The organism is Streptomyces sp. NPDC050636 (assembly GCF_040654775.1).
Classification (GTDB): domain Bacteria; phylum Actinomycetota; class Actinomycetes; order Streptomycetales; family Streptomycetaceae; genus Streptomyces.
Map to the genome: position 1 here is coordinate 87,975 of NZ_JBFAIP010000017.1, position 25,632 is coordinate 113,606.

The window sequence follows — 25,632 nt, forward strand, 5'->3', positions numbered from 1 at the left end:
AGGCCGCGGCGTCTGGCGGTGGGGGCACCTCCCGTGCCCGTTCAGGGCTACGGGGGAGCCTCGCAAGGCGCCGGAGCGGCCCGATAGCGGAGCTATCGGGATGTTTCGGCAACGCCGCGAGGTGCCGTGCCAGACGCCGCGGGCCCGGCCATGACCCATCGGACAGGCCCTAGCCCGGGGCGGCCCCGACGGGGGGCGGGGCCGCCCCGTCACACGTGTGCCGCCGGAGCTGTAGCGGACTCCGGCGGCGCACTCCTGTCGGCACTCCGGCGGGCACTCCGATCTCTTGCGTCACTCCATCCACAGGCTGTGGACAACGACATGTCGACAGCACGACGACGACCCGAGCGCCAGTCACTCTTCGCCATTCCGCCTGATGGCGCGATAACCGTGAGTAACCCTAGAGCCGTCAGTAGTCAAATCGCTACTTTCCGTGCGCACGGTCGTGACCGCGACCCGACGCACCGGAGGGGTTCATGCGACGCACCACCAAGGTCGGCATGCTCGCAGCGGCAGCACTGCTCGCCGTCACGGCGGCCGGACCCGCGCAGGGGGAGCAAGCAAGCGGCGCCGCGCACCGCGCGAAGCCCGAACCGGCCCTCTTCGTGATGACCGATATCAGTGGCGCGGAATTCGTCATCGAGCTCACCGACCCCGACGAGATCCAGCACGCACGGGACCTCGTGAGCGGCGCGACCACGGAGCGGCCGCACGTCATGGGCAGGATCGTCAAGCGTCCCGCCCCGTACAACCCGCCCTGGAGCTTCCACTACCGCCCAGACACGATCGACTTCTTCGACTACGCCATCGAAGTGTGCGACGCGACGATTCCGTACGTCGAAGACCACCTCGACGAGGCCGGCAGCGCCTTCCTGCCCGACTCCATCTGGTGCCCCTGGTCCTCCCGCCTGGTGGCTGAGATCCCGTAACCCGCACCACGCGGAGCCGAGCCCTGGTCAGCCCCCGGGCGTGACCAACCGCGCCTCATAGGCGAAGACCGCCGCCTGCGTGCGGTCCCGCAGTCCCAGCTTCACCAGGATCCGGCTGACGTGTGTCTTCACCGTCGACTCCGCGACGACGAGATGCTCGGCGATCTCACCGTTCGACAGCCCCTGGGCGACCAGCACCAGGACCTCCGTCTCCCGTTCCGTCAGATCGCCGATGCGTTCCTGGGCGGGAGCACGGGGGGTGCCGAGGCGCGAGAACTCGGAGATCAGGCGCTTGGTGACGGTCGGGGCGAGGAGCGCCTCGCCGGAGGCGACGATACGTACGCCCTCGGCGAGCTGGCCGGCCGAGGCGTCCTTGAGCAGGAAGCCGCTGGCTCCGGAGCGCAGCGCTTGGTAGACGTATTCGTCCAGGTCGAAGGTGGTGAGCACCAGGACCTTGGCCTCCGCGTCGGCGGCGACGATCTCGCGGGTCGCCTCCAGCCCGTTCATCTCGGGCATCCGGATGTCCATCAGCACGACATCGGGCTTGAGGACCGCGACCTTCTGCAGCGCCTGGCGGCCGTCGACGGCCTCACCGACGACTTCGATGTCCGGCATGGCGTTGAGGAGCACGGAGAAGCCCTCGCGGACCATGACCTGGTCGTCGACGATCAGTACCCGGATCATGCGGTGCTCCCCCCGGCCATGGTCTCCCCCGCCGCGTTCGCGACCGGGATGAACGCGGCGACCTCGAAGCCGCCGTCCTCGGTGTGGTCGGCCGTCATCTCGCCGCCCAGCATCTGTACCCGCTCGCGCATGCCCAGGACGCCATGGCCGGCGCCCGGAGACGGCTTGGCGAGGCGGCTCGGGGTGCCGTTGACGATCCGCAGGCCGAGCCCGCCCAGGACGTAGGAGATCTCGACCCGGGCATCGGCGCCCGGCGAATGCCGCAGCGCGTTGCTCAGCGCCTCCTGCACGATCCGGTACGCGGACAGCTCGACGCCCTGCGGCAGCGGCCGGGGTGCTCCGGTGATCACGGCCTCGACGGTCAGCCCCGCGCTCCGGACGCTGTTCAGCAGCGAATCGAGGCTGGCGAGCGTCGGCTGCGGCGCCTCCGGGTCGGTCTCGACAAACGCGTCCGGATCCTCGGAGCGGACCACGCCCAGGATGCGGCGGAGTTCGGTGAGCGCGGCGACGGCGTTCTCGCGGATCGTCGCAAAGGACGTGGCGAGCTCGGGCGGGGTGTTCTCGACGCGGTACGGGGCGGCCTCGGCCTGGATCGCGATCACGGACATATGGTGTGCGACCACATCGTGCAGCTCGCGGGCGATGGTGGCGCGCTCCTCCAGGAGCGTGCGCCGGGAGCGCTCCTCGGCGGTGGCGGTCAGCGTCTCGACGACCTGCCGGCGCTCCTCGCGCCAGGCGCGCACCGCCGCGGCGGAGATCAGCACCATGCCGCAGAAGACCGCCACCGGCGGCAGATCGCCCGCGTCGCCGCCGGTGAACGCCGTGAGGGCGGCCGCCACGGCGAAGGTGACCAGCCACATCTCCACCGCCAGCCGCGGCCGGGTGCGGAGCACCACAAGGGTCATCACGGCGAGGTGGGTCGGGAAGGCCGCTCCCCCGAAGGGGCTGCCGCCGTACGAGGAGAAGGCCACGGTGGCGAACCAATCCAGGACCACCGCGAACAGCGAAATCCAGTACGCGCCCACCGGGCGGAAGAGCGTGACCGCCGGCCCGGCGGCCACCAGCAGAGCGAAGCCGGCCACCAGGATGCCGCGCACCGGGCCGGTCCCGTGGCTCAGGGTGAACGCCGCGAGGAAGACCAGCACCGAGAAGAAGCCGACGATGAAGTGCGGCAGCCAGCGCGCCCAGTGCCGTATCCGCTCCGGCAGCCAGGGCACCCACCGGGACACCTTGGCGTCCTCCAGCGGCGGCATCGGGCGGAAGGCGAAGGCGTCGACGAACAGGTCCTGGCGCAGTCGGTGCAGCGCGCCATGGGCTATCCGGGCCTCTGAGCGCAGGGTGTTCTGCGTCTGGGTCGTCTCTCTCACGCTGACAACGGTAAGCAGTGGGGGCCGCGCGGGCGTCCCCAACAGTGGGGATCTCGGGGTGTCCGTCTCAAGTACTACGGGCGGGTAGATGGCTCCCGCGCAGGTCACAGCGGCCGCCGTCGGCTCTCGGCGGTCAGCCGTCGAGCAGCGTGGCGAGGAGGGTGCGGAAGGCGGGGGTGCCCGGCGTGACGGGGGCGTAGTGGCCGACGCCGGGCAGCTCGCGGAGCGTCGTCGCGGCCGGGTGCGCGGCGGCGTAGCGGCGGGAGAGGTCCAGGGGGACGTCCCCGTCATCGGCGCCGTGGAGGATCGTGACGGGGATGTGGGAGGGCGGGGCGTGGCGCATCGGGTCGGCCGCGGCGATCCTGTCGACGAGGGCGGCCGGACCGTCGCCGAGCAGCTCGGCGACGGCGCCGTTGCTCAGGTCCAGCTCGTGGGCGCGAGCGAGGTCGGCGACCGGCGAGACGGCGATGACGCGCGTCACCCGGCTGCCGGGCCGGGCGGCGGCGAGCAGCGCGAGATGGCCGCCCGCGGAGTGCCCGATGAGGACGAGGCCCCGGCCTTCCCCGGCCTCGTACGCAGCCGCCCCCACCGCCGCCGTCACATCCTCGAACGTCTGCGGTGCACCGCCGCCCGCGCCGACCCGGCGGTACTCGGCCAGCGCGACCGGCAGACCGTGCCGGGCCAGTCCGGCGGCGAACGGCGAGAGATGACGGCGGTCGTAGGCCGCGCGCCAGAATCCGCCGTGCAGGAGGACGACCAGCGGGCACACGCCCTCGCCCGGACCCGCGCCCGCCGGCCCGTACAGGTCCACGATCTGGTCCGGATGCGGCCCGTAGGCCACCGTCCGGTCCGGCGCCACCGGGGCGAGCCCCAGCAGCGCCGACTCCTCGTCCGGTGCGCTCACCCGCCGTCCCCGGCCGGCTCCGGCTCCTCCTCGGGCAGCGCCCGCAGCACCTCGCCGAGCACCCGCGCCGCCCGCTCCGCGTCCGCGAAGGAGGTGTAGAGCGGGGTGAAGCCGAACCGCAGCACGTCCGGCTCGCGGAAGTCGCCGACCACGCCGCGCCGGATCAGCTCAGCCATCACCGCACCGGCCCGCGAGCACTCCAGCGACACCTGGCTGCCGCGCCACTTGTGGTCGTACGGCGTGACCGAACGGACCCGGCCGGGCGGCGCGTAGACGGCCACGCAGTCGAGGAAGAAGTCGGTCAGGGCGAGGCTCTTGGTCCGTACGTCCTCGATGGCTACGCCGTCCCAGACGTCCAGCGCCGCCTCCAGCGCGAGCAGCGACAGGATGTCGGGGGTGCCGACCCGGCCGCGGACGATGCCGTCGGCGGGGGCGTAGGCGGGGTCCATCCCGAACGGTTCGGCATGCGAGTTCCAGCCGGGCAGCGGCGACTCGAACCGCTCCTGGAGACCCTCGCGTATGTAGAGATACGCGGGCGAACCCGGGCCGCCGTTCAGGTACTTGTACGTGCAGCCGACGGCAAGGTCGACGTGGTGCGCGTCCAACCCGACCGGCAGGGCGCCCGCGCTGTGGCACAGGTCCCAGACGGCGAGCGCGCCGGCGGAGTGCAGGGCGTTGGTGATGCCGGGCAGGTCGTTGAGCCGGCCGGTGCGGTAGTCGACATGGTTGACCAGCGCGAGCGCGGTCCGCTCGGTGACCTCGTCGGCGATCCGCGCGGGCTCCACGGGCCGCACCGCGAGGCCGGTCATCCGGGCCGCGGACCGGGCGATATAGCCGTCGGTCGGGAACGTCGTCGCATCGACCAGGATCTCCGTGCAGCCCTTGCCGGCCATCCGGATGCCGCCGACCACGGCCTTGAAGACATTGACGCTGGTGGAGTCGCCGACCACGACGCGGCCGGGCGCCGCCCCGATCAGCGGCGCGATCTTGTCGCCGATCCGCTCCGGCGCGGTCCACCAGCCGGATTCGGTCCAGGACCGGATGCGCAGCTCGCCCCATTCCCGGGCGATGACATCGGCGATCCGGCCGGGCACCGCGCGGGGCAGTGCGCCGAGCGAGTTGCCGTCGAGGTAGACCGCATCGTCGAGAGTGAAGCGGTCACGGATCGCGGCGAGCGGGTCGGCGGCGTCCAACTGCCGGGCATGCGCGACCTGTTCACGGAAGTCGGGGGTCCGGTTCGACTCAGGGTTCTGGCCCGGCTCAGGAGTTCCGGGGGTCTCGGGGGTCTTGGCAGTCTCAGACATGGCTACGCGCCGTCCACAGCTCGGGGAAGACGTTCTTGCGGGCCCGCTTCTCCAGCCAGGCCACCCCCGCGGAACCGCCGGTGCCCATCTTCGCGCCCATCGCCCGCCGGGTCGCCACCAGATGGTCGTTGCGCCAGCGCCAGACCAGCTCGCCGACATCGGTCAGCGCCTCGCCGAGCCGGACCAGTTCGGAGTCCTGCGGGCCGGCGAAAACCTTCGCCCAGGCGGCCTCGACGTCCGGGTCCGCTTCATGACGCAGGGCGGGATCCCGCCGGAGCACGGCGTCCGGGATCGCACAACCGCGGCGCGCGAGCAGCCGCAGCACCTCGTCCCACAGGCTCGGCTCCTGGAGTGCCTTCTCCAGCTCGGCGTACTCACGCGGCGCGCCGCGGTGCGGCACCAGCATCGAGGCGGACTTCTCGCCCAGCAGGAACTCCAGCCGCCGGTACATCGCGGACTGGAATCCGGAGCCCTCGCCGAGCGCGCTGCGGTACGCGTTGAACTGCGCCGGGGTCAGCTTGGCGAGCGGCTTCCAGGCGGCGTTCAGCGCCTCCAGCTCGTACGTGGAGCGCTTGAGTGCGTCCATCGCCACCGTCAGCTCGTCCCGGCGCAGGGCGTCGGCGGCGGTCTGCCACTCGTGGACGATGACCGTGAACCACAGCTCCATGACCTGGGTGGTGACCAGGAAGACCATCTCGCCGGGGTCGTCGGAGAGCGGGTGCTGGAGGTGGGTGAGCACACCCGCCTGGACGTAGTCCTCGTACGGGGTCGTGGTGTGGCTGCCGATGCTGAGATCGGGGGCGAACGGCGGATCCATGGCGTCGCCGGAAGAAGAAATGGGCGAAGGCTGCGACATGAGGGACTCCTCAGGTGCGAACTACCGGGTAGCGGTCCGCCCCTTCCTGTCGGTTCTGGAGCCCCGGTCCCCTCGGGCGCGGGATGACCCGGCCCACTGAAATCATCCGTGCTGGACCCGGACCGCGCAAGGGCCGGTCGCGATCATGGCTGCTCCGGCCCGTGCGACGCAGCTGCGACGCATCTCCGTCCCCTCCCGCTCGGGGGAGGGGACGGGGGTCAGCGGCCGATCAGCCGAGCGTGTCGGCTGCCGTCGGGGAGGAGTCGCGCAGGAACGCCGCGCAGCGCTCGTACTCCTCCTGCTCGCCGATCGCCTGCGCGGCGCGGGCGAGGGCGTGCAGTGCGCGCAGGAAGCCGCGGTTGGGCTCGTGCTCGAAGGGCACCGGACCATGGCCCTTCCAGCCGGCCCGGCGCAGCGCGTCCAGGCCGCGGTGGTAGCCGGTGCGGGCGTAGGCGTACGACTCGACGGTCCGGCCGCCCTCGAACGCGTCGTCCGCGAGCTGCGCCCAGGCCAGGGAGGAGGTCGGGTACTTCGCGGCGACATCGGACGGCGCGGTGCCCGCGGCGAGCAGCTCGCGGGGCTCCGGGTCGTCGGGCAGGTGGGTCGGGGGCGGTCCCCCGAGCAGGTTCTCGTGAATGGCCATGCTCCCCAGTCTGCCAGCGCTGCGCTTGGCCGCCTTCCCATGTCTTCGACCCGGTGGGGCGGACGTTGTCACGTCTCCGCTCCCCGCCGCTTGTTGCCTCCCCGCACCTCCCCCGGATCCAGCGGCGGCGCGCTGACCCCGCAGTGGTACGCGCACTCCGGACGGCACCTCTCCTCGACGCCCACCTCGCCGCCCACCTTCGCGCCGCGCAGCACATCGGTGCGTACGGTCAGCCAGGCGATCACCGCGCCGACCACCAGCACGGCCGCGCACAGCGGCATCGCGCGGCGGAACGCCGCGGCGAACTCGTCCGCCGAGCGGTACGTGTCCGGGCCCATGCCCACCAGCAGCGGGAGCGCCGCCACCGCCACCAGGCCTGCGGCCCGCGCCGCCGCATTGTTGATGCCGCTGGCCAGGCCCGCCCGGTCCACGTCCACCGACGCCAGAACGGTCGAGGTGAGCGGCGCGACCAGCGTCACCATTCCGGCGCCCAGCACCACCAGCGCGGGCAGCACATCGGCGGTGTACGACGCACCCACGCCCACCCGCATCATCAGCAGCATCCCGGCGGCACACAGCACAGGTCCGACGGTGAGCGGGATCCGCGGCCCGATGCGCTGCCCCAGCTCCCCGGCGCGGGCGGACAGCAGCAGCATCAGCACGGTCGTGGGCAGCAGGGCCGTACCGGCCTCCAGCGCCGAATAGCCCGCCACGACCTGGAGCTGGAGCACGGACAGGAAGAAGAAGCCGCTGAATGCCGCATAGACGCACACCGTGACCGCGTTGACGGCCGTGAACTGCCGGATCGCGAAGATCGCGGGTGGCAGCATCGGATCCGCCCGCCGCCGCTCCACATGCACGAAGGCCACGCCGAGCAGCAACCCGGCCACCGCCGGAGCGATCACCCCTGGCGCGGCGCCTCGCTCCGGCGCGGCGATCAGCGCGTAGGTCACCCCGGCCAGGGCCAGCGCCCCCAGCACCGCGCCTGGTACATCGAAGCCGCGGCGCTCGCCCGCGTCCCGCTCCCGGGTCTCCGGTACGAACCGCAACGCCACCGGGACGCACACCGCCGCCAGCGGCACATTCAGGAAGAACACCCAGCGCCAGCCGGGTCCGTCCACCAGCCAGCCGCCGACGAACGGACCGACCGCCGCGGCCACCCCACCGAGTCCCGACCAGGCGCCGACCGCCCGCGCCCGGTCGTCCGGATGGAACACGGCTTGGATCAGTGCCAGCGAGCCCGGCGTGAGCAGCGCCCCGCCGACACCCTGCAGAGCGCGTGCCGCGATCAGCACCCCGGCATCGGGCGCCAGCCCGCACAGCAGCGAGGCCGCCGCGAACCACACCACGCCGATCACGAAAACCCGGCGCCGGCCGTACCGGTCGCCCAGCGCCCCGCCCAGCAGGATCAGCGAAGCGAGGGTGAGCATGTACGCGGTGACCGTCCACTGAAGGACCTGCAGATCCGCGTCCAGGTCCGCGCCGATCCTCGGCAGCGCGACATTGACGACCGTGCCGTCGAGCATCGCCATGCCCGATCCCAGCACGGCCGTCACCAGCACCCAACGCCCCTGGCGCGATGCCAGGCGGACCCCGCCGGGCGGGCTCGGCTCAGTCATACCGAGAGCATCCCCCTATACGCGCGGCCTCGCCCGTACAGGAACGCCGAAGGGCCCCGCATCCTGTACGGACGCGGAGCCCTCGGGTGAATCGCGGCGTTGCCGCCTACTTCAGCTTGGTGCCCGTGGAGCGCAGGTTCGCGCAGGCCTCGGTCACGCGCTTGGCCATGCCGGCCTCGGCCAGCTTGCCCCAGCTGCGCGGGTCGTAGGTCTTCTTGTTGCCGACCTCGCCGTCGACCTTCAGCACGCCGTCGTAGTTACGGAACATATGGTCCGCGACCGGGCGGGTGAAGGCGTACTGGGTGTCGGTGTCCAGGTTCATCTTGACCACGCCGTTCTCCAGCGCGGTGGCGATCTCCTGCTCGGTGGAGCCGGAGCCGCCGTGGAAGACGAAGTCGAACGGCTGGCTTCCGGCGGCCTGGCCGTACTTGGCGCCGACGCCCGCCTGGAGGTCCTTCAGCAGCTCGGGGCGGAGCACGACATTGCCCGGCTTGTAGACGCCGTGGACGTTGCCGAAGGACGCGGCGAGCAGGTAGCGGCCCTTGTCACCCAGGCCCAGCGCCTCGGCGGTACGCAGCGCGTCGTCGACCGTGGTGTAGAGCTCGTCGTTGATCTCGTGGGTGACGCCGTCCTCCTCGCCACCGGTCGGGGTGATCTCGACCTCAAGGATGATCTTGGCGGCGGCGGCCTTGGCGAGCAGCTCCTGGCCGATGGCCAGGTTGTCCGCGAGGGTCTCGGCCGAGCCGTCCCACATGTGGGACTGGAACAGCGGGTTCTGACCCTTGGCGACGCGCTCCGCGGAAACGTCGAGCAGCGGGCGGACGAACCCGTCGAGCTTGTCCTTGGGGCAGTGGTCGGTGTGCAGCGCGACGGTGATGTCGTACTTGGCAGCCACGACGTGCGCGAACTCGGCGAGCGCGACAGCGCCGGTCACCATGTCCTTGCTGTACTGGCCACCCAGGAACTCCGCACCACCGGTGGAGATCTGGATGATGCCGTCGCTCTCGGCCTCCGCGAAGCCACGCAGCGCGGCGTGCAGGGTCTGGGTCGAGGTCACGTTGATGGCCGGGTAGGCGAACTTGCCTGCCTTCGCCCGGTCGAGCATCTCGTTGTAGACCTCGGGAGTTGCGATGGGCATCTGTCCGCTCCTTGTGATGTGCGGGTGTGCGTGCTTGGCCCTGACCAGGGGGCGACGACTTCGCCGGGGCCATCTTCCCAGACTTGCCGGATTGCTCCACATCGCCCGCACGGAGGCCACGCACAAAGGGAGGTCGGTTTCACGTGAAACCGACCTCCCTCTGAGGAAGCCGCAGGTCAGGCCAATGGACGCCATGCCCCGGGGGCTACGTCACGACTTGGCGGCCGTTCCCTCACAGCGCGGTCGACGCGGCTGTGTGCCGCCCCCGCGCCGCTGTGCACCGTCCTCGCACCGGGCCGTGCTCAGGCCAGACCGAGGTCATCGAGCTGGAAGCCGGTGATGTACGGAACGCCGGCATCGGCGATGGCCGAAGCGGCCCCGCGGTCGACGATCGTGGCGACCGCGACGACCTCGGCACCCGCCTCGCGGGCCGCCTCGACGGCGGTCAGCGGCGAACCGCCGGTGGTGGAGGTGTCCTCGACGACCAGCACCCGGCGGCCCTTGATGTCCGGCCCCTCGATGCGGCGCTGCATCCCGTGCGCCTTCTGCGCCTTGCGGACGACAAACGCGTCCAGCCGCCGGCCGCGCGCGGCGGAGGCGTGCAGCATCGATGTCGCGACCGGGTCGGCGCCGAGCGTCAGCCCGCCGACCGCGTCGTAGTCCAGATCGGCGGTGATATCCAGCATCAGCTGGCCGACCAGCGGCGATGCCTCGCCGTCCAGGGTGATCCGGCGCAGGTCGATGTAGTAATCGGCCTCCTTGCCGGACGAAAGAATCACCTTGCCGTGCACCACGGCCTTGTCCTTGATCTGCTGCAGCAGCTCGCCACGTACGTCCTCGCTCATGCGCATGAGCTTAAGCCAGCGGCTTCCAGCTCCACGTCGTGGAGATCTCCAGGGGATCGATGGGCGTGACCAGGCGCGGCAGCGTATTGAGACCGTTCGGCGGGCCCGACTGCGGCTCGACGCAGACCGCCGCCTCCTGCTCGTCGTAGACGACGACCCACTCCGCACGGCTGGTGATCTTCAGCTCCAGCCGGCCCGGCCAGGTGAGCGTCACGTCCACACCGCGCGGCATGCCGAAGCAGTCGTCCCAGGGCCCCGGCTTCGGGACGATCCGCCGGCCGGTCGGCAGGTGGTCCTCGCCCCGCTCCTCCTGCCACTCGGCGACGAAGTCGAGCTGCGCCCCCGCCCCATCGCCACCGTCGTCCGCTGCCTCGCCGAGCTTCCGTACGAACCAGGGGTGCCAGCCGGCCTGCGCCGGGAAGGAGTCGCCGCTCGCCTCGACGCCCAGGGTGAGGGTGAGCGAACGGCCGTCCTCGGCGAGTTCGACGAGCTGGGTGACAAGCCCCGGATACGGCCAAGGGGCCGCCGGATCGGCGAGATCGTAGGTGAAGGCAGCCGCCGTCGCGCTCGAACGCGCCGTGCGCCAGCGGAGGTTGCGACCGGTGCCGTGGATGGCGTGCGGCGGGGAGTTGACCGGCATCTGGTGCAGCTGGGCGCCACTGCGGAACCGCCCGTGATCGATCCGGCCGCACCACGGAACCATCGGGAAACAGCCGTACTTGGCGCCCTGCCGCAGCAACTCCAGCCCGCCGACACGGAGGCTGCCGATCCGGCAGCCGTTGTCCGGATGGACGGTCAGTTCGGCGTCTCCGGCGGCCAGCCGCACGCCGTCCGACCGCGTCTGCGACGCACTGCTCGAGGTGTTGTCGGTGCTCACGGAACCGACCCTAGACGAGTGGTCCGGCAAGTCCGTTGTCCCCGTGCCCGCCGGCCCTTCGTCCGCCGGCCCTTCGCCGCCGCCCTCTGCCCCCGGCCTCCGGCATCAGCGGCGGCGGCGCAGCACCCGGCCGACGACCACGGCGGACGCCAACACCACTGCGGCGGCGGGCGCCGCCCAGCGCAGCGCCGCCGAGGTCCCGCTGGTCTCGGGCGCGGGAACCGGGGCGTACCGCCCGCGCGGCGGCGCGTGGTCGACCTCCTCCGCACTGCGCCCGATCATCGTGCGGCGGGCATGCGCGGCCTCGGCGGGCGCGCCCCCGTCCGTCTCACCGTCGTAGCTGTAGTGGTACGCATCGCCCGTGTCGCCCACATCGGCCAGACCACCCGCGTCGGCGGCCTCCGCCGCATCCGCGGTCTCGTCCGCGTCACTGAGCGGATCCAGCGACGGCGGCGGCACCTCGGTGCCGAACACCCCGCGCCCGGACGGCTCGGCGGACGCACCGGGGCCGTCTTCCGAGCCCGCCGCCTCGCCCGGCTCCGGCTCCGGCTCCGGCTCAGCCACCGGCCGCTGTCCCAGATCCGCGGCCAGGTTCGCCGCGAAGCGGTCCAGCAGGCGGCGGCCCGCCGTCTCGGCGGACTGATCGGTGGCCTCGGCGAGCCGGCCGTCCCCGCGGACCGTGCCGACGCAGGCCAGCGTCGTACCGGGACCGGGCTCGGCAGCCGGGGACAACCGGACGGTCAGCGTCAGCGCCACGGACCCGTCGCCGCGCGCCTCAGTGCCGTGCGCCTCGACGGTCACCACGGCGTCCGTGTCGCCGTCGCCAGGTCTGCCCTCGCCCCCGTCCGCACCCGCGTCGGCCACCGTCAGCGTGCCGCGATAGGTGATGGTGGAGCTGCCGATACGCAGCCGCAGGCGGCCTTCGGGGATATCCGGGGCCGCGTCGGCGTCGAGCTGGACGCCCGGCACGCAGCGCGCCACCCGCTCCGGCTCGGTCAGCGCCTGCCGCACGGTCCCGACGGGAAACGGAACGTACACCTCATGCTCCATGACATGGGAGCCTACCCAGCACCCCCCTGACCCGTGCTCGCTCCCGCACAACTTTCTGCCCACCCGCCCCAGGACGCCCCCGGTCCCGCCCCGTCCCGTACGCCGGGCCGCCCGCCGCTCTACTCCCGATAGCGCGGATGCATCAGCGTCGACGCGGGCAGGCCGGGGATCCGAGCCCGGACGGACGCGCGCACGCCGGCCCGCAGCGTCTCGCGAGTGAGAGCCGCGAGCGGGGGCGCGTCGGCCGCCAGGGCCGGCCGCGGCGGCTGCCGCGCGGCGAGCACAAAGCCCCAGTACTGGGCCAGGCCCCACGTCGGCGCGGTCCTCGGCCCCTCCGGCCCACCGGGCGCGTCCGGATCCATCAGGTCGACGAGGTCGGGCGGGCCGGCCGGGCCACCGGACTCGGGCAGATCGAGCTCGCGGTCCGGGCCGCCGGAGAACTCCGCGGCCCGGCCGGACATACGGAACGGGGCGGTCGACAGACCCACCGACCGCAGGGTCGCCTCCACGGTCCAATAAGTCCGCGGCCGCGCGACCGGCGGCCCGGCGTGCACCACCAGCCGCCCGTCGCCGGCCAGCACCCGCGAGGCGAGGCCGTAGAACTCCTGCGAGTAGAGCTTGGTGCTGGCGGTGATCCCGGGATCGGGAAGGTCGGAGACGATGACGTCGTACGGCACCGGCCGCCGGCCGCCGGGGGACGCGCCCCGCTGGCGCAGCCAGTCGAAAGCGTCCGCCGTCACCACCCGCACCCGCGGATCGCTCAGCGAATGCCGGTTGAGGGCGGACAGGCCGGGGTCCGTACGCGCCAACCGCACGACACCGGGGTCGAGTTCGACGATGGTCACCGAACGGACCGCGCGGTAACGGAGGATCTCGCGCGCCGCCATTCCGTCCCCACCGCCGAGGACCAGCACCCGGCCGCGCGGACCGCCCGACATCGCCGGATGCACCAGCGCTTCGTGGTAGCGGTACTCGTTGTCCGCGCTGACCCGCAGCCGGCCGTCCAGATAGAGCTCCAGCGGACGGCCGGAACCTTTCCTCCCCCGTCCCGCACCGGCTCCGCCGCCCGCGCCGCCCGTCACCACCACTTCCTGGAAGCCGGTCTGCACCGCGACCCGCGCCGCCGAGCCGTACACCGCCCGCCGGGCGGCCTGCTCGAAGGGCGTGGCCAGCATCATGCCCGCGGCGAGCAGGGCGAGCGTCAGCGCATTGACGACGAGCAGCGTCCACCGCGCGCGGACGGTCAGATCGTGGCGGAACAGCCACAGCACGAGCGTGCCCCCGGCCACCGCATTGACCGCGCCGGTGACCAGTGCGCCGGTCAACTGCCCGAGGCAGGGCAGCAGAAGGAAGGGGAATGCGAGGCCGCCCACGAGCGCGCCAACGTAGTCCACGGCGAAGAGATCGGCGACCGCGCCGCCCGCGTCCTGGCGGCGGACCCGCTGGATCAGCGTCATCAGCAGCGGCACCTCGGCGCCGATCAGTACGCCGATGGCCAGAGAGAAGCCGACAAGCGCCAAGCGGGACTGGCCGAACCAGGCGAAGCAGGCGTAGAGCGCCATCGCCGACGTGCCGCCGACGAGCGCGAGCGCCGCCTCGACCGCACCGAACCCGACCGCCGCCCGACACCGCAGCCGCTTCGCCAGCAGCGCGCCGACGCCCATGGCGAACACCATGACGGACAGCACGACCGACGCCTGGGTGACGGAGTCGCCCACCAAGTACGTGGCCAGCGCGACCAGTTCGAGCTCGTAGACCAGACCGCAGGCGGCGCAGACGAAGACAACGGCGAGGACCAGCAGACGGCCGAGCCCGGACGGCACGGGCAGCCGCGCCGGCCCCATGGCCTTCGACGACCTGAGGGCACCGGCGAGAGCGGACTCTGGCGGGTCGATCATGAAATGAACGCTACGTGACGGTTCCGTGCCTCTTTGTCACCCACACGAGTGCATCTGCGGTCCACGCCAAGCAGTTGAGATGAATGCAGACGCGCCACTCATATCCCGTAAGACACCCACTTCACGCCCCGTGGGACACCCCCTAGAACATCCCCTAGAACATCCTCTAGGCCGCCACGACCGCCGCCCGTACGCCGACGCGGGTACGCGTGGCCACCAACCGGCCCTCCTGCGGGTACGCATGCCAGGTCCGCCAGTGCACCTGACCCGGCCGGCGCTGCGCCAGCATCGCGGTGAAGGCGTGCGGCGAACCGGGAAACGTCCCGGCGAGGCCGTGCGGATGTTCGGCGACCAGCGCGAGCAACTCCTGTGCGCGCCCCGCGAACGAGCCGCGCGACAACGTCTCGACGTGTGCGGCGAATTCGTACTCCCAGTCGCCCAGCCGCTTCGCCACACCCAGCGGAAGCGGCGTACTGCTCCCCGGCATACAGGCGACCGTCTCGGAACAACTGCCGCGCTCCTCCTCAAGGAGCACTTGATGTGAAGCCCCCAGCAGCCTCAACTGGACCTGGGCGTCGTTGAGTTGAAGATTGAGCACAGCCAGGGCCGGCAGGGGTTCCCTGCCCAGAGCCCAGGCCAGATCGGATGCACGGGTATCGGTGTAAGCCGTTTTCAGGGTCGTGAGCATGGGTCGGCTCCGCAAGCACGCAGTGGATGGTGGGCCGGCCCGCCCGAAAGGGGTTCAGGGATGTATGACTGCCTGCCGGCTCGTGCCCACGTGGGATGCGAGAACTGGGGGATTCTCAAAAGAGAGGGAATCATGAAAGGGGCTTCGCCCACAGCGGTTTTACCCATCTTCGCCGGGTTTCCATCCCCTAGAGGGCCCAGCAGTTCAGTTGTTCAACTGCCAATCACACAACGGGCGTTGGTGATGCCCCCGACCCCCGCCAGATGCATATGCTGAGGGGCATGAGCCGCGTGCATGTGTGCAGCTCGGAAGGGCCTTCGCGGCCGCTGGGACGGCCGCGGGTACGGCCGTGAGAACAGCCGCCGGACAGTGGTGTGCACCACCACGGGGGCGGCCGTCGGACGATCGTGAACACCCCCACAGTGACGACCGTCGGACAGTGGTGTCCGCCCCCGCAGAGACGGCCTTCCATACCGCCGTGCTCACAGCCTCAAGCGCACCGTGAGCACGACCCGTATGAAGGCGAAGACGAAGACGAAGACGAAAACGAAGGCTCAGGCTCCGCCAAGGCTCCGCGATCCGTCAGCATCCGCCTCCGCCACCACCACCGCAGCCTCCTCCTCCGCCACCACCGCCACCGCCGCACGAGGAGCCACCGCCCCCGCACGAGGATCCGCCGCCGCAGCCACCACCGCTCGATCCGGAGTCACCGCCGGCGACCCACCAGCCGCCGCCACCCGAGTTCGAGTACCGGCTGCCACGCTTGCGTCCCCGGCCGGAACCACTCCGCGAGGCCGCAGCCACCGAAGCGATGACCACGACGCAGATCACCAGGAAAACCACGATTCCCATCTGCCTCACACTCCTTTCATTCCCCCGAAGCGAGGCATCCGCTCCGTCCGGCGCCCCGTGCGCCGTACCGGCGCCGTTCTCGCGCCGCTGGCCGTCGTCGACGGCCGTCGTTGTCGTTCGTGTGGGGCTGATGCCCTGGCCGGAAAGAACTCAAAGCACAGTTGAGGAACTCCAGAGGTTCGGCGGAGGATGGCGCGCATGGACCGACCGCTGCTCAACCGCCGCCTCGCCGAGTTCGGCACAACGATCTTCGCCGAGATGTCGGCACTCGCCGTACGTACCGGCTCCATCAACCTCGGCCAGGGATTCCCCGACACCGACGGGCCCGAGGAAATCCGCGAGGCGGCAGTACGCGCGCTGCGCGACGGCCGCGGCAATCAATACCCTCCCGGCCCCGGCATCCCCGAACTCCGCAGCGCCGTCGCCGCGCACCAGCAGCGCTTCTACGGTCACCTCGGCCTGGTCCACGACCCCGACACCGAGGTCCTGGTCACCGCCGGCGCCACGGAGGCCATCGCCGCCTCGCTCCTGGCCCTCCTCGAACCGGGCGACGAGGTCATCGCGCTGGAGCCGTACTACGACTCGTACGCCGCGTGCATCGCGATGGCGGGCGGCACCCGTGTCCCGGTGACCCTGCGCCCGAACCCGGAGACCGGCGCATACGCCCTCGACCTGGACGAACTCCGGGACGCCGTCACCGACCGCACCCGCCTCATCCTCCTCAACACCCCGCACAACCCCACCGGCACCGTCCTCAACCGCGACGAACTCGCCACCATCGCCGAACTGGCAGTGGAACGCGACCTGCTCGTGGTGACGGACGAGGTCTACGAGCACCTGGTCTTCGAGGGCGAGCATCTCCCGCTCGCGTCCTTTCCCGGAATGCGCGAACGGACCGTCACCATCGGGTCGGCCGGCAAGACCTTCTCCTTCACGGGCTGGAAGGTCGGCTGGGTCACGGCAACGCCGGAGCTGGTGAGCACCGTCCGCTCCGCCAAACAATTCCTGACCTACGTCTCCGCCGGCCCGTTCCAGTACGCGGTCGCCGAGGCCCTCGCCCTCCCCGACAGCTACTACACCGCCCTACGTGACGACCTGCGCACAAAGCGCGACATCCTGGCCACCGGCCTCACCGAGGCGGGCTTCCAGGTCTTCCGGCCGTCCGGCACCTACTTCATCACCACGGACATCCGGTCCCTCGGCTACGACGACGGCTTCGCCTTCTGCCGCGCCCTCCCGGAGCGGGCCGGCGTGGTCGCCATCCCGAACGCGGTCTTCTACGACCACCGGGACGAGGGCGCACCATTCGTACGCTTCGCCTTCTGCAAACAGGAGAAGGTGCTGCAAGAGGCGGTCTCGCGCCTTCAGCTGCTCTGACTGAGAAGCCATCCGGCGAAATCGCCTCATTGGCCTCACTCCGGGTGGAATGCGATTCGGCAGAAATCGCGGCGGCCGGCGTCACAGACGGACGCGGGCCCCGGAGCCATAAGCTCCGGGGCCCGCGCAGCCAGGTAGTGGTGACGCCCGAGGCTCAGGCCTCGTCGTCGCCCGGCTTGTCGTCCGGGTCGCCTTCGATCTCGGCCTCCAGGCCGAGCTGCTCGACAAGCCACTTGTCGAACTCGATCGAGGCGCGGACCCAGCTGACCGTGCTCGAAACAAAGTGTTCGAGCGAGACACCGGTGCCGATCAGCATCGATGCCTCACCGATCAGACGGACGGTTCCGTCGTCGTGGGTGTGGGTGTAGGCCTTGGGCCACAGCGTCCGGCGGTTCCAGTCGTCGATCGCCTCCAGCAGCTTCGACTTGTCGTCGATGCCGTGGGCGCGGTCATAGAACGTACGGACGGAGAAGATCTGCTGCTCCTCCTCGCCGCGGAACATGAAGTACGTGCGGAACTGCTCCCACGGGGCGGCGAGGTCACCCTCCTCGTCGACTACGTACTTCAGCTCCATCTGGTCGAGGAGCTGCTTGACCAGGTCCTGGTCGGGCACGACGGGCCCCTCAGGACCCGACGGCTGCGGTTCGGGCTCGGGCTGGCCCCCGAAATTCGGAATCGAGGACGGGTCGATGCTCACCGTGGAATTCCCTTCGTATGGTCATTGCCATCCTCCACCATCTCCGCCCCGTTCTGGCAAGCCCAGGCCGGGGGGGGCGGAGCATGCCCCCGTTCAGGCAGCCGGCCGGCGGCGCTCCGCCCCGCTGCCGTACGCCGCTCAGCCCGCCGCGCGGGCCGCCTCCACCGACAGATGGTCGCCGTCCACATCCACCCGCACCGTGTCCCCGTCCAACACCTCGCCCGAAAGAATGGCGCGCGCCAGCTGATCGCCGATGGCCGTCTGGACCAGGCGGCGCAGCGGGCGGGCCCCGTACGAGAGGTCAGGGGCGGGGGCGTCGGTGACCGGTTCCTGGCCGAGCCAGGCGAGCCAGGTCAGGGCGCGGTCGGTGACGTCCAGGGTGAGGCGGCGGTCGGCGAGACGCCGCTGGAGATGGCCGATCTGGATCCGGGCGATCCGCTGCAGCTGGTCCGTGCCGAGCGGATGGAAGACCACCAGGTCGTCGAGGCGGTTGAGGAATTCCGGGCGGAAGGAGGCGCGGACCGTCTCCAGTACCTTTTCCTTCTTCTGCTCCTCCTTGAGCAAGGGGTCCATCAGGACATTCGAGCCGAGGTTGGAAGTGAGGATGAGGATGGTGTTGCGGAAGTCGACCGTGCGGCCCTGGCCGTCGGTGAGCCGGCCGTCGTCGAGGACCTGGAGCAGGATGTCGAAGACCTCGTGGTGCGCCTTCTCGACCTCGTCCAGCAGGATGACGCTGTACGGACGGCGGCGCACCGCCTCCGTCAGCTGGCCGCCCTCCTCGTAGCCGACATAGCCGGGCGGCGCGCCGACCAGCCGCGCGACGCTGTGCTTCTCGCTGTATTCGCTCATGTCGATACGGACCATCGCCCGCTCGTCGTCGAAGAGGAAGTCCGCGAGCGCCTTGGCCAGCTCGGTCTTGCCGACGCCGGTGGGGCCGAGGAAGAGGAACGAACCGGTGGGGCGGTCCGGATCGGCGATGCCCGCGCGCGTGCGGCGCACCGCGTCCGACACGGCGCGTACCGCCTCGTCCTGCCCGATCAGCCGCTTGCCGAGCTCGTCCTCCATGCGCAGCAGCTTCTGCGTCTCGCCTTCGAGGAGACGGCCGGCGGGGATGCCGGTCCAGGAGCCGACGACGTCCGCGATGTCGTCCGGGCCGACCTCTTCCTTGACCATCGGGCCCTTGGCACCCACGCCGTCCTTGGAAGCCTCCGCCTCCTGCTCCGCCTCCGCCTCGGCGGCTTCCGCCAACTCCCTTTCCAGGCTGGGGATTTCGCCGTAGAGAAGCTTGGAGGCGGTGTCGAAGTCACCGTCCCGCTGGGCGCGTTCGGCCTGCCCACGCAGATCGTCGAGCCGTTCCTTCAGCTCACCGACCCGGTTGAGGCCCTGCTTCTCCTTCTCCCAACGGGCGGTCAGGCCGCGCAGCTCCTCCTCCTTGTCGGCGAGGTCCTTGCGCAGCTTCTCCAGCCGCTGGACGGATCCGGCGTCGGTCTCGTTCTTGAGGGCCAGTTCCTCCATCTTGAGACGGTCCACGGCGCGCTGGAGCTCGTCGATCTCGACGGGCGAGGAGTCGATCTCCATACGGAGCCGGGACGCGGCCTCGTCGACCAGGTCGATGGCCTTGTCGGGCAGGAAGCGGGAGGTGATGTAGCGGTCGGAGAGGGTGGCCGCGGCGACCAGAGCCGAGTCGGCGATCTGCACCTTGTGATGCGCCTCGTAGCGCCCCTTGAGACCGCGCAGGATCGCGACGGTGTCCTCGACCGTCGGCTCGGCGACCAGCACCTGCTGGAAACGCCGCTCCAGCGCCGCGTCCTTCTCGATCCGCTCGCGGTACTCGTCGAGCGTCGTGGCGCCGACCATCCGCAGCTCACCGCGGGCCAGCATCGGCTTGAGCATATTGCCCGCGTCCATCGAGGAGTCGCCGCCGGCGCCCGCACCGACGACCGTGTGCAGCTCGTCGATGAACGTGATGATCTGGCCGTCGCTGGACTTGATCTCCGCCAGGACGGTCTTCAGCCGTTCCTCGAACTCGCCGCGGTACTTCGCCCCCGCGACCATCGCGCCCAGGTCGAGCGAGACCAGCCGCTTGTTGCGCAGCGACTCGGGGACATCGCCCTTCACGATGCGCTGCGCGAGCCCTTCGACGACGGCGGTCTTGCCGACGCCCGGCTCGCCGATCAGCACCGGGTTGTTCTTCGTACGCCGCGACAGCACCTGCACGACGCGGCGGATCTCGTGGTCCCGGCCGATGACCGGGTCGAGCCGGCCCTCGCGGGCGGCGGCGGTGAAGTCCGTACCGAACTTCTCCAGCGCCTTGTACGTGCCCTCGGGATCCGCGGTGGTCACCCGCTGCCCGCCCCGGCTCGCCTCGAACGCGGCCAGCAGCTTCTTGGCGGTGGCACCCTGCTGTGCCAGCAGCTCACCGGTCTTGCCGCCCTTGGCCGCGATGCCGATGAGCAGGTGCTCGGTGGAGATGTACGCGTCGCCGAGCTCCTTGGCGCGCTGCGAGGCGTCCGCGATGACGGCGAGCAGATCGCGGTCTGGCTGCGGCGGCGCAACGGTCGATCCCTGCACGCTGGGCAGCGCGGCGATCTGCCGCTCGGCGCCGTTGCGCAACGCGGCGGCGTCCGCCTCGACGGCCGCCAGCAGGTCCATGACGTTCTCGTTGTCCCGCCCGGCCAGCAGCGCGAGCAGCAGATGCGCGGACGTCATGTCCGCATGCCCGGCGGTGACCGCCCGCTCATTGGCGGCGCTCAGCGCTTCCCGGCTCTTGTTGGTCAGCTCGGCGTCCACGTCCCCGTACTCCTCCTCGTGCGGTGCCTGACGATGTTCTTGCATTCACTAACGTGCGATAAGTTGAGTCTATTCCACTCAAGGTTGGTCCTGCGGCCTGGTCCTCTCATACGGACATCCCACCTGCGAGTGAACCCGGCCGAACTTCCCTTCGCCAGCGGCCGCACCCTCCCACACTGGCCTTCGACCACAAGGAGGTGCAGCATGACGGCTATGGCACACGAGCCGATGGCTACCGACGAAGAGACCCTCCTGGATTACTTCCTCGCCCTGAAGACCCCAAAGGGTTTCCAGGCCGAGCTGATCGAGGGGGAGATCGTTGTGACGCCGCCGACCGACGGAGATCACGAGGACTACCTGAGCACGCTGAAGCGGCAGGTCTTGAGGAAGTCCGCAGCCGACATGGATGAATCCGCCAACAAGGGCATCAAGGCGCCCAGCAGCGGTGAAGACCCCGCCAATCGGCTCATCCCAGATGCCGTCTACGCCCCCCGCGATCTGCGCATCTTCCGAGGGGCGGAGCCATGGATGCCATGCGACGGCATCACCATGGTCGTCGAAGTCACCAGCAGTAAGCCCTTTGGCGACCGCACCACGAAACGTCACTGTTATGCACGCGCAGGCATCCCTCTGTACCTCCTCGTCGACCGCGACAAGTCCACCATCACGCTCTTCAGCGACCCCATCGCAGATGACTACGTAGGGAACATCACCACCCCCTTCGGCAAGCCCATCCCCCTCCCCGCCCCCTTCTCCTTCGACCTGGACACCAACGACTTCCTCTGACTTCCAGGATCGGCCCGCGACCCCGTAAGGGACACGGGCCTACCCTTGCCCCCATGGCCCACGACCTCACCTCCCTCACCCCCGAGTACCTCGCCTTCTGGGACGAGTACTTCATGTGCACGCTGACCACCCTGCGTGCGGACGGCACCCCGCACGTCGTCCCGGTCGGTGTCACCTTCGACGCCGGGCAGCGGATCGCGCGCGTCATCACCCGCAAGGACAGCACCAAGGTCAAGAACGTCCTCGCCGCCGGGCCCGACGGGGCCACCGTCGCCGTGTGCCAGGTGGACCGCGGCCGCTGGGCGACGCTGGAGGGCATCGCGCGGGTGCGTACGGACGCCGAGTCGGTGGCGGACGCGGTGAGCCGTTACGCCGCGCGCTACGGCCGGACGCCGACGCCCAACCCCGATCGCGTGATGATCGAGATCTCGGTGACCAAGGCGCTCGGGCGGGCCTGACCTCCGGTCCGACCACTGCCTGCCCCGGTCCGGCCCATGCACCGATACCAGCAGGTCCATACCTGTCCGAAAATCGCCCTTCCCCACCCGCCCGTCGGCCCCCACCTGGTACCCAGGAACCGTAGGAAACCGAACAGCCCCGCGCAGATAGCGGACCTCTTCGGACCTCTCCCGGGCAAAACACGGCAGCTGGAGGCCGCATGGCGTCGGCACTGCGCATCGCGATGACTCTTCCCCGCCGCTCTGAACCTGCCCGGCCGCAACCCCACGCCGAGCTCTGTCCGCGCTGCGGCGGCCAACTCGCCGTCAACCAGGACGGATGGAAGATCTGCCACGCCTGCGGTTACGCCTCGCCACCCGGCACAGCCCCTCCACCCCGGGCCGTCTGCGGGGGTATCGTCGCCCCCACAGTCGCCACGCCCCGGAGGGCACGATGAACTCGGTCCGAGTGACGGCGATCGCCTGCCTGATGCCGCTGTCCGAACTGGACGAGGATCCTTTCCTGGTCGACGACCGCAGCCAGCACGACATGTGCAAACAGTGGGCGGCGGCCCGTGACTACCACCTGACCTGCCAGCTCAGCCTGCACCAACTGCGCGCCGACCACAGCGCGCTGTGGAGTGATGTGGAAGAGGGCCTGGTCGATGTGTTCGTGACGCCCAACCGCCGGGCGCTGGAGAACGCCATCGACGGGGCCGACGAATTCACCGCACGGTGCGCCGCCGCCGGCGTACGCCTGGAGACCGCCGACCTCGACGAGCCGGTCTACACCCTGGCGATGAAATCGCATGTGCACCGCCGCCTCTCGATGCCGACGGCCGGCTACAACGGCTGCTGAGCTGGGTGGCGAACCACCGCGCAAGCACGAGAAAAGGGCCGAGTTTCCCCGGCCCTCTGCTGCGTGACGTGCGGGACGAACGCCCCCGACCCGCCCGCTACTCCGACGACCGCTTGGGCCGCCACACCACCAGCGCGCTGGTCTGCTGCACATCCTGATACGGCACCAGATCACGCCGGTACGAGGCGTGCACCGCCGCCTCCCGCTGCTGCATCGCGCTGGCGGCACCCTCCAGAGCGCCCTGCAGCTCGGCGACCCGCTGCTGCAGGGCCGCGACCTGGTTCTCCAGCTCGATGATGCGCTTGATGCCGGCGAGGTTGATGCCCTCGTCCTGGGACAACTGCTGCACCGTGCGGAGCAGTTCGATGTCCCGGGCCGAATAGCGGCGGCCCCGCCCGGCCGTGCGGTCGGGCGAGACCAGGCCCAGCCGGTCGTACTGCCGCAGGGTCTGCGGATGCAGCCCGGAGAGCTGAGCCGCGACGGAGATGACGTACACCGGCGACTCTTCGGTCAGTTCATACGGGTTACGACGCTGCCCGCCCCGGCTGTCCATCTCAAGCTCCCTTCGCGGCCTGGAACAGCTCCGCCCGCGGGTCCTGCCCCGCGGTCGCCTCGCGATAGGACTCCAGCGCTTCCTTCGCCTTGTCGCTGAGGTCCTTGGGGACGACCACCTCTATGGTGACCAGCAGATCACCTCGGGTGCCGTCCTTACGGGCCGCGCCCTTGCCGCGGGCCCGCATGGTGCGTCCGTTGGGGGTACCGGCCGGCAGCTTCAGCGTGACCGGCGGGCCGCCCAGCGTCGGCACCTTGATCTCGCCGCCCAGCGCGGCCTCCGGGAAGGTGACCGGCACCGTGACGGTGAGGTTGTCGCCCTTGCGGCCGAAGACCGGGTGGGCGTCGACATGCACCACGACATACAGATCGCCGGCCGGGCCGCCCTGCTCACCGGGGGCGCCCTTGCCGCGCAGCCGGATGCGCTGCCCGTCGGAGACGCCCGCGGGGATGCGGACCTGCATGGTGCGGGAGCTCGTCGCGCGCCCGCTGCCCTTGCAGACCTCGCACGGGTCCTGGGCGATCAGGCCGCGGCCCTTGCAGTCGGCGCACGGGTCGGTGAGCGAGAAGCCGCCACCCGCGCCCCGGCTGACCTGGCCGGTGCCGACACACGTCGGGCAGACCCGAGGAGTACCGTTTTTGTCGCCGGTGCCCGAACACGCCTTGCACGGCGCCTGGCTGGACATCCGCAGCGGGACCGTGGCCCCATCGACCGCCTCGGTGAAGCTGAGCGTCACCTCGGACTCGATGTCCTGGCCGCGGCGCGGCTGGGTACGCGTACCCGCGCCGCCGCGGTTGAACAGGCCGCCGAAGACGTCCCCGAGCCCGCCGCCGAAGCCGCCTGCGCCGCCGCCCTGGCCCTGTCCCTGGGAGCCCCCGAAGAGGTCGCCCAGGTCGAAGTTGAAGCTGCCGCCGGCCCCGCCGGGGCCGGGGCGGTAGCCGCCGTTGCCGAACAGCGTGCGCGCCTCGTCGTACTCCTTGCGGCGCTTGGCGTCGCCCAGGACGTCATTCGCCTCGGAGATCTCCTTGAAGCGCTCCTCGGCCTTGGCGTCGCCCTTGTTGGCGTCCGGGTGGTTCTCGCGGGCGAGCTTCCGGTACGCCTTCTTGATCTCCGCCTCGGTGGCGTCCTTCGGGACGCCGAGGACCTTGTAGTAGTCCTTCTCCACGAAGTCCTTGGTGCTCATCCCCGACGTCCCTCCTTCCGCGCGGTTTTCTCTCGTGTCGTCACGTCAGCCCTCGTCCGGGCCACCGCTCTCCTCGTCCGCAGCCTTGGTGTCCTCCTCGGAGGCGGACTTGGCGGTCTGCGCGCCCGGCTGCGGTTCGGCGACGGCGACCCGCGCAGGGCGGATCGTTCGTTCACCGATCCGATACCCGGGCTGCAGGATCGCAACGCACGTGGTCTCGGTGACATCCGGCGCGTAGGAATGCATCAGCGCCTCATGGATCGTCGGGTCGAAGGGCTCGCCCTCCTTTCCGAACTGCTGCAGACCGAGCTTGGCGACCACGGTCTCCAGCGATTCGGCCACCGACTTGAAGCCGCCGACCAGCTCGCCGTGATCGCGGGCGCGACCGACGTCGTCGAGGGTGGGAAGGAGCTCGGACAGGAGGTTCGCCGCGGCGATCTCCTTGACCGTGACCCGGTCCCGCTCCACCCGACGGCGGTAGTTCTGGTACTCCGCCTGGAGCCGCTGGAGGTCCGCCGTGCGCTCGTTGAGCGCCGTACGCACCTGGTCCAGCTGCGCCGTGAGAGCAGTTTCCTGGAGGCCTTGAGTGCCTTGCTTGTCGTCCCCGGCCGGGGCCGAGCCCGCCGTTTCGGCGGACTCGGCACTCTGCGCCGTGTCGTCAGGGGTTCCTGCGGACTCGGTGTCGGAGGGGACGTCGGGCTTCTCGTCGAAGCCCGGGGTCTCCTCCGTCACGCGGCACCACCCTTTGCGTCCTTCGGCTTCTCGTCGTCGACGATCTCGGCGTCCACGACGTCGTCCTCGGCCTTGGCCTGCTCACCGGCGGCACCGGCAGCGCCCTCGGCACCAGCGGCGCCCTGCGCGGCCTGGGCGTCGGCGTACATGGCCTGGCCCAGCTTCTGGGAGACGGCCGCGACCTTCTCCGTGGCGGTGCGGATCTCGGCGGTGTCGTCGCCCTTGAGCTTCTCCTTCAGCTCGCCGACGGCGGTCTCCACCTCGGTCTTCACCTCGCCGGGGACCTTGTCCTCGTTGTCCTTGAGGAACTTCTCGGTCTGGTAGACGAGCTGCTCGCCCTGGTTGCGGGCCTCGGCGGCCTCGCGGCGGCGGTGGTCCTCGTCCGCGTACTGCTCGGCCTCCTGGCGCATCCGGTCGACCTCGTCCTTCGGCAGCGAGGAGCCGCCGGTGACGGTCATCTTCTGCTCCTTGCCGGTGCCGAGGTCCTTGGCGGCGACGTGCATGATGCCGTTGGCGTCGATGTCGAAGGCGACCTCGATCTGCGGGACGCCACGCGGGGCCGGC

At 70.7% G+C, this 25,632-nt stretch carries 24 protein-coding genes; 5 read left to right on the top strand and 19 right to left on the bottom strand.

Annotated elements, in window-relative coordinates; translation table 11 throughout:
* The first annotated feature begins 476 nt into the window (after window positions 1–476).
* Complete coding sequence (locus AB0I10_RS16530) at window positions 477–929, top strand: calmodulin-binding protein (RefSeq protein WP_363153153.1); 453 nt, start codon at window positions 477–479, stop codon at window positions 927–929.
* Window positions 930–956: 27 nt separating this feature from the next.
* Here AB0I10_RS16530 and AB0I10_RS16535 read toward each other — a convergent pair whose 3' ends face one another.
* The 13 genes from AB0I10_RS16535 to AB0I10_RS16595 all read right to left on the bottom strand — a co-directional run bounded on the left by AB0I10_RS16535 (window position 957) and on the right by AB0I10_RS16595 (window position 14,802).
* A complete protein-coding gene (locus tag AB0I10_RS16535; RefSeq protein ID WP_363153154.1) occupies window positions 957–1,613 on the bottom strand; it encodes a response regulator transcription factor in 657 nt (218 codons plus the stop codon).
* Window positions 1,610–2,980 carry a histidine kinase gene (locus tag AB0I10_RS16540; RefSeq protein WP_363153155.1) on the bottom strand — a complete coding sequence of 457 codons (1,371 nt, stop codon included), beginning with the start codon at window positions 2,978–2,980 and terminating at the stop codon, window positions 1,610–1,612. The genes AB0I10_RS16535 and AB0I10_RS16540 overlap by 4 nt, the downstream gene beginning before the upstream one ends.
* A 133-nt stretch (window positions 2,981–3,113) precedes the next feature.
* Window positions 3,114–3,884, bottom strand: a complete 771-nt coding sequence (locus AB0I10_RS16545; RefSeq protein ID WP_363153156.1) for an alpha/beta hydrolase — start codon at window positions 3,882–3,884, stop codon at window positions 3,114–3,116.
* Entirely contained in the window at window positions 3,881–5,188 is a 1,308-nt protein-coding gene (gene kynU, locus AB0I10_RS16550) for a kynureninase (protein ID WP_363153157.1), read from the bottom strand. Before kynU ends, AB0I10_RS16545 begins: the two co-directional genes overlap by 4 nt.
* The gene (locus tag AB0I10_RS16555; protein ID WP_363153178.1) at window positions 5,181–6,005 is read right to left on the bottom strand and encodes a tryptophan 2,3-dioxygenase family protein; all 825 of its coding nucleotides are present in this window, start codon (window positions 6,003–6,005) and stop codon (window positions 5,181–5,183) included. The genes kynU and AB0I10_RS16555 overlap by 8 nt, the downstream gene beginning before the upstream one ends.
* A 268-nt stretch (window positions 6,006–6,273) precedes the next feature.
* Window positions 6,274–6,687, bottom strand: coding sequence for a DUF3151 domain-containing protein (locus AB0I10_RS16560; protein ID WP_363153158.1), 414 nt, complete (start codon window positions 6,685–6,687; stop codon window positions 6,274–6,276).
* A gap of 68 nt (window positions 6,688–6,755) precedes the next feature.
* The gene (locus AB0I10_RS16565; protein ID WP_363153159.1) at window positions 6,756–8,306 is read right to left on the bottom strand and encodes an MFS transporter; all 1,551 of its coding nucleotides are present in this window, start codon (window positions 8,304–8,306) and stop codon (window positions 6,756–6,758) included.
* Between the two features lie 106 nt (window positions 8,307–8,412).
* A complete protein-coding gene (fbaA, locus tag AB0I10_RS16570; protein ID WP_363153160.1) occupies window positions 8,413–9,444 on the bottom strand; it encodes a class II fructose-bisphosphate aldolase in 1,032 nt (343 codons plus the stop codon).
* Window positions 9,445–9,746: 302 nt separating this feature from the next.
* Window positions 9,747–10,289: an orotate phosphoribosyltransferase gene (gene pyrE, locus AB0I10_RS16575; protein WP_363153161.1), complete on the bottom strand. Its 543-nt coding sequence runs from the start codon at window positions 10,287–10,289 to the stop codon at window positions 9,747–9,749.
* 10 nt (window positions 10,290–10,299) lie between these two features.
* Window positions 10,300–11,166: an aldose 1-epimerase gene (locus AB0I10_RS16580; protein WP_363153162.1), complete on the bottom strand. Its 867-nt coding sequence runs from the start codon at window positions 11,164–11,166 to the stop codon at window positions 10,300–10,302.
* Between the two features lie 105 nt (window positions 11,167–11,271).
* The gene (locus AB0I10_RS16585) at window positions 11,272–12,216 is read right to left on the bottom strand and encodes a carbon monoxide dehydrogenase subunit G (RefSeq protein ID WP_363153163.1); all 945 of its coding nucleotides are present in this window, start codon (window positions 12,214–12,216) and stop codon (window positions 11,272–11,274) included.
* Window positions 12,217–12,335: 119 nt separating this feature from the next.
* A complete protein-coding gene (locus tag AB0I10_RS16590; RefSeq protein ID WP_363153179.1) occupies window positions 12,336–14,060 on the bottom strand; it encodes a polyamine aminopropyltransferase in 1,725 nt (574 codons plus the stop codon).
* Window positions 14,061–14,280: 220 nt separating this feature from the next.
* Complete coding sequence (locus tag AB0I10_RS16595; protein WP_363153164.1) at window positions 14,281–14,802, bottom strand: DUF2617 family protein; 522 nt, start codon at window positions 14,800–14,802, stop codon at window positions 14,281–14,283.
* 1,050 nt (window positions 14,803–15,852) lie between these two features.
* On the opposite strand from AB0I10_RS16595, the gene AB0I10_RS16600 reads away from it, so the two are divergent.
* Window positions 15,853–17,031, top strand: coding sequence for a pyridoxal phosphate-dependent aminotransferase (locus AB0I10_RS16600; protein ID WP_363153165.1), 1,179 nt, complete (start codon window positions 15,853–15,855; stop codon window positions 17,029–17,031).
* Between the two features lie 154 nt (window positions 17,032–17,185).
* On the opposite strand, the gene AB0I10_RS16605 is transcribed toward AB0I10_RS16600, so the two are convergent.
* On the bottom strand, window positions 17,186–17,728 hold the full coding sequence (locus AB0I10_RS16605; protein WP_363153166.1) for a YbjN domain-containing protein: 543 nt from the start codon (window positions 17,726–17,728) through the stop codon (window positions 17,186–17,188).
* A gap of 138 nt (window positions 17,729–17,866) precedes the next feature.
* Window positions 17,867–20,518: an ATP-dependent chaperone ClpB gene (gene clpB / locus AB0I10_RS16610; protein ID WP_363153180.1), complete on the bottom strand. Its 2,652-nt coding sequence runs from the start codon at window positions 20,516–20,518 to the stop codon at window positions 17,867–17,869.
* Window positions 20,519–20,722: 204 nt separating this feature from the next.
* Between clpB and AB0I10_RS16615 the strand changes: the two genes are divergently transcribed.
* The 3 genes from AB0I10_RS16615 (at window position 20,723) to AB0I10_RS16625 (ending at window position 22,600) form a co-directional block, all read left to right on the top strand.
* Entirely contained in the window at window positions 20,723–21,304 is a 582-nt protein-coding gene (locus tag AB0I10_RS16615; RefSeq protein ID WP_363153167.1) for a Uma2 family endonuclease, read from the top strand.
* A 53-nt stretch (window positions 21,305–21,357) separates the two neighbouring features.
* Window positions 21,358–21,762, top strand: coding sequence for a pyridoxamine 5'-phosphate oxidase family protein (locus AB0I10_RS16620; RefSeq protein WP_363153168.1), 405 nt, complete (start codon window positions 21,358–21,360; stop codon window positions 21,760–21,762).
* 433 nt (window positions 21,763–22,195) lie between these two features.
* Window positions 22,196–22,600, top strand: coding sequence for a hypothetical protein (locus AB0I10_RS16625; protein WP_136744440.1), 405 nt, complete (start codon window positions 22,196–22,198; stop codon window positions 22,598–22,600).
* Between the two features lie 97 nt (window positions 22,601–22,697).
* On the opposite strand, the gene AB0I10_RS16630 is transcribed toward AB0I10_RS16625, so the two are convergent.
* From AB0I10_RS16630 to AB0I10_RS16645, 4 genes are all read right to left on the bottom strand, one after another.
* Window positions 22,698–23,153 (bottom strand): helix-turn-helix domain-containing protein, encoded by a 456-nt coding sequence (locus AB0I10_RS16630; RefSeq protein WP_363153169.1) that lies wholly within the window; start codon window positions 23,151–23,153, stop codon window positions 22,698–22,700.
* 1 nt (window position 23,154) lies between these two features.
* Window positions 23,155–24,336 carry a molecular chaperone DnaJ gene (gene dnaJ, locus AB0I10_RS16635; RefSeq protein ID WP_363153170.1) on the bottom strand — a complete coding sequence of 394 codons (1,182 nt, stop codon included), beginning with the start codon at window positions 24,334–24,336 and terminating at the stop codon, window positions 23,155–23,157.
* Between the two features lie 45 nt (window positions 24,337–24,381).
* Complete coding sequence (grpE, locus tag AB0I10_RS16640; RefSeq protein ID WP_363153171.1) at window positions 24,382–25,068, bottom strand: nucleotide exchange factor GrpE; 687 nt, start codon at window positions 25,066–25,068, stop codon at window positions 24,382–24,384.
* On the bottom strand, window positions 25,065–25,632 hold a 568-nt coding region (locus AB0I10_RS16645; protein ID WP_363153172.1), incomplete at its 5' end, for an Hsp70 family protein. The genes grpE and AB0I10_RS16645, both read right to left, overlap by 4 nt.

What these genes read in the sequence shown, in the direction of transcription:
- AB0I10_RS16630 (WP_363153169.1), bottom strand. Translation starts at nt 23,153, where the DNA reads ATGGACAGCCGGGGCGGGCAGCGTCGTAACCCGTATGAACTGACCGAA.
- AB0I10_RS16600 (WP_363153165.1), top strand. Translation starts at nt 15,853, where the DNA reads ATGGACCGACCGCTGCTCAACCGCCGCCTCGCCGAGTTCGGCACAACG.
- AB0I10_RS16585 (WP_363153163.1), bottom strand. Translation starts at nt 12,216, where the DNA reads ATGGAGCATGAGGTGTACGTTCCGTTTCCCGTCGGGACCGTGCGGCAG.
- AB0I10_RS16560 (WP_363153158.1), bottom strand. Translation starts at nt 6,687, where the DNA reads ATGGCCATTCACGAGAACCTGCTCGGGGGACCGCCCCCGACCCACCTG.
- AB0I10_RS16625 (WP_136744440.1), top strand. Translation starts at nt 22,196, where the DNA reads ATGAACTCGGTCCGAGTGACGGCGATCGCCTGCCTGATGCCGCTGTCC.
- kynU (WP_363153157.1), bottom strand. Translation starts at nt 5,188, where the DNA reads ATGTCTGAGACTGCCAAGACCCCCGAGACCCCCGGAACTCCTGAGCCG.
- dnaJ (WP_363153170.1), bottom strand. Translation starts at nt 24,336, where the DNA reads ATGAGCACCAAGGACTTCGTGGAGAAGGACTACTACAAGGTCCTCGGC.
- AB0I10_RS16535 (WP_363153154.1), bottom strand. Translation starts at nt 1,613, where the DNA reads ATGATCCGGGTACTGATCGTCGACGACCAGGTCATGGTCCGCGAGGGC.
- AB0I10_RS16555 (WP_363153178.1), bottom strand. Translation starts at nt 6,005, where the DNA reads ATGGATCCGCCGTTCGCCCCCGATCTCAGCATCGGCAGCCACACCACG.
- AB0I10_RS16565 (WP_363153159.1), bottom strand. Translation starts at nt 8,306, where the DNA reads ATGACTGAGCCGAGCCCGCCCGGCGGGGTCCGCCTGGCATCGCGCCAG.
- AB0I10_RS16620 (WP_363153168.1), top strand. Translation starts at nt 21,358, where the DNA reads ATGGCCCACGACCTCACCTCCCTCACCCCCGAGTACCTCGCCTTCTGG.
- fbaA (WP_363153160.1), bottom strand. Translation starts at nt 9,444, where the DNA reads ATGCCCATCGCAACTCCCGAGGTCTACAACGAGATGCTCGACCGGGCG.
- AB0I10_RS16590 (WP_363153179.1), bottom strand. Translation starts at nt 14,060, where the DNA reads ATGGGGCCGGCGCGGCTGCCCGTGCCGTCCGGGCTCGGCCGTCTGCTG.
- AB0I10_RS16595 (WP_363153164.1), bottom strand. Translation starts at nt 14,802, where the DNA reads ATGCTCACGACCCTGAAAACGGCTTACACCGATACCCGTGCATCCGAT.
- AB0I10_RS16530 (WP_363153153.1), top strand. Translation starts at nt 477, where the DNA reads ATGCGACGCACCACCAAGGTCGGCATGCTCGCAGCGGCAGCACTGCTC.
- pyrE (WP_363153161.1), bottom strand. Translation starts at nt 10,289, where the DNA reads ATGAGCGAGGACGTACGTGGCGAGCTGCTGCAGCAGATCAAGGACAAG.
- AB0I10_RS16615 (WP_363153167.1), top strand. Translation starts at nt 20,723, where the DNA reads ATGACGGCTATGGCACACGAGCCGATGGCTACCGACGAAGAGACCCTC.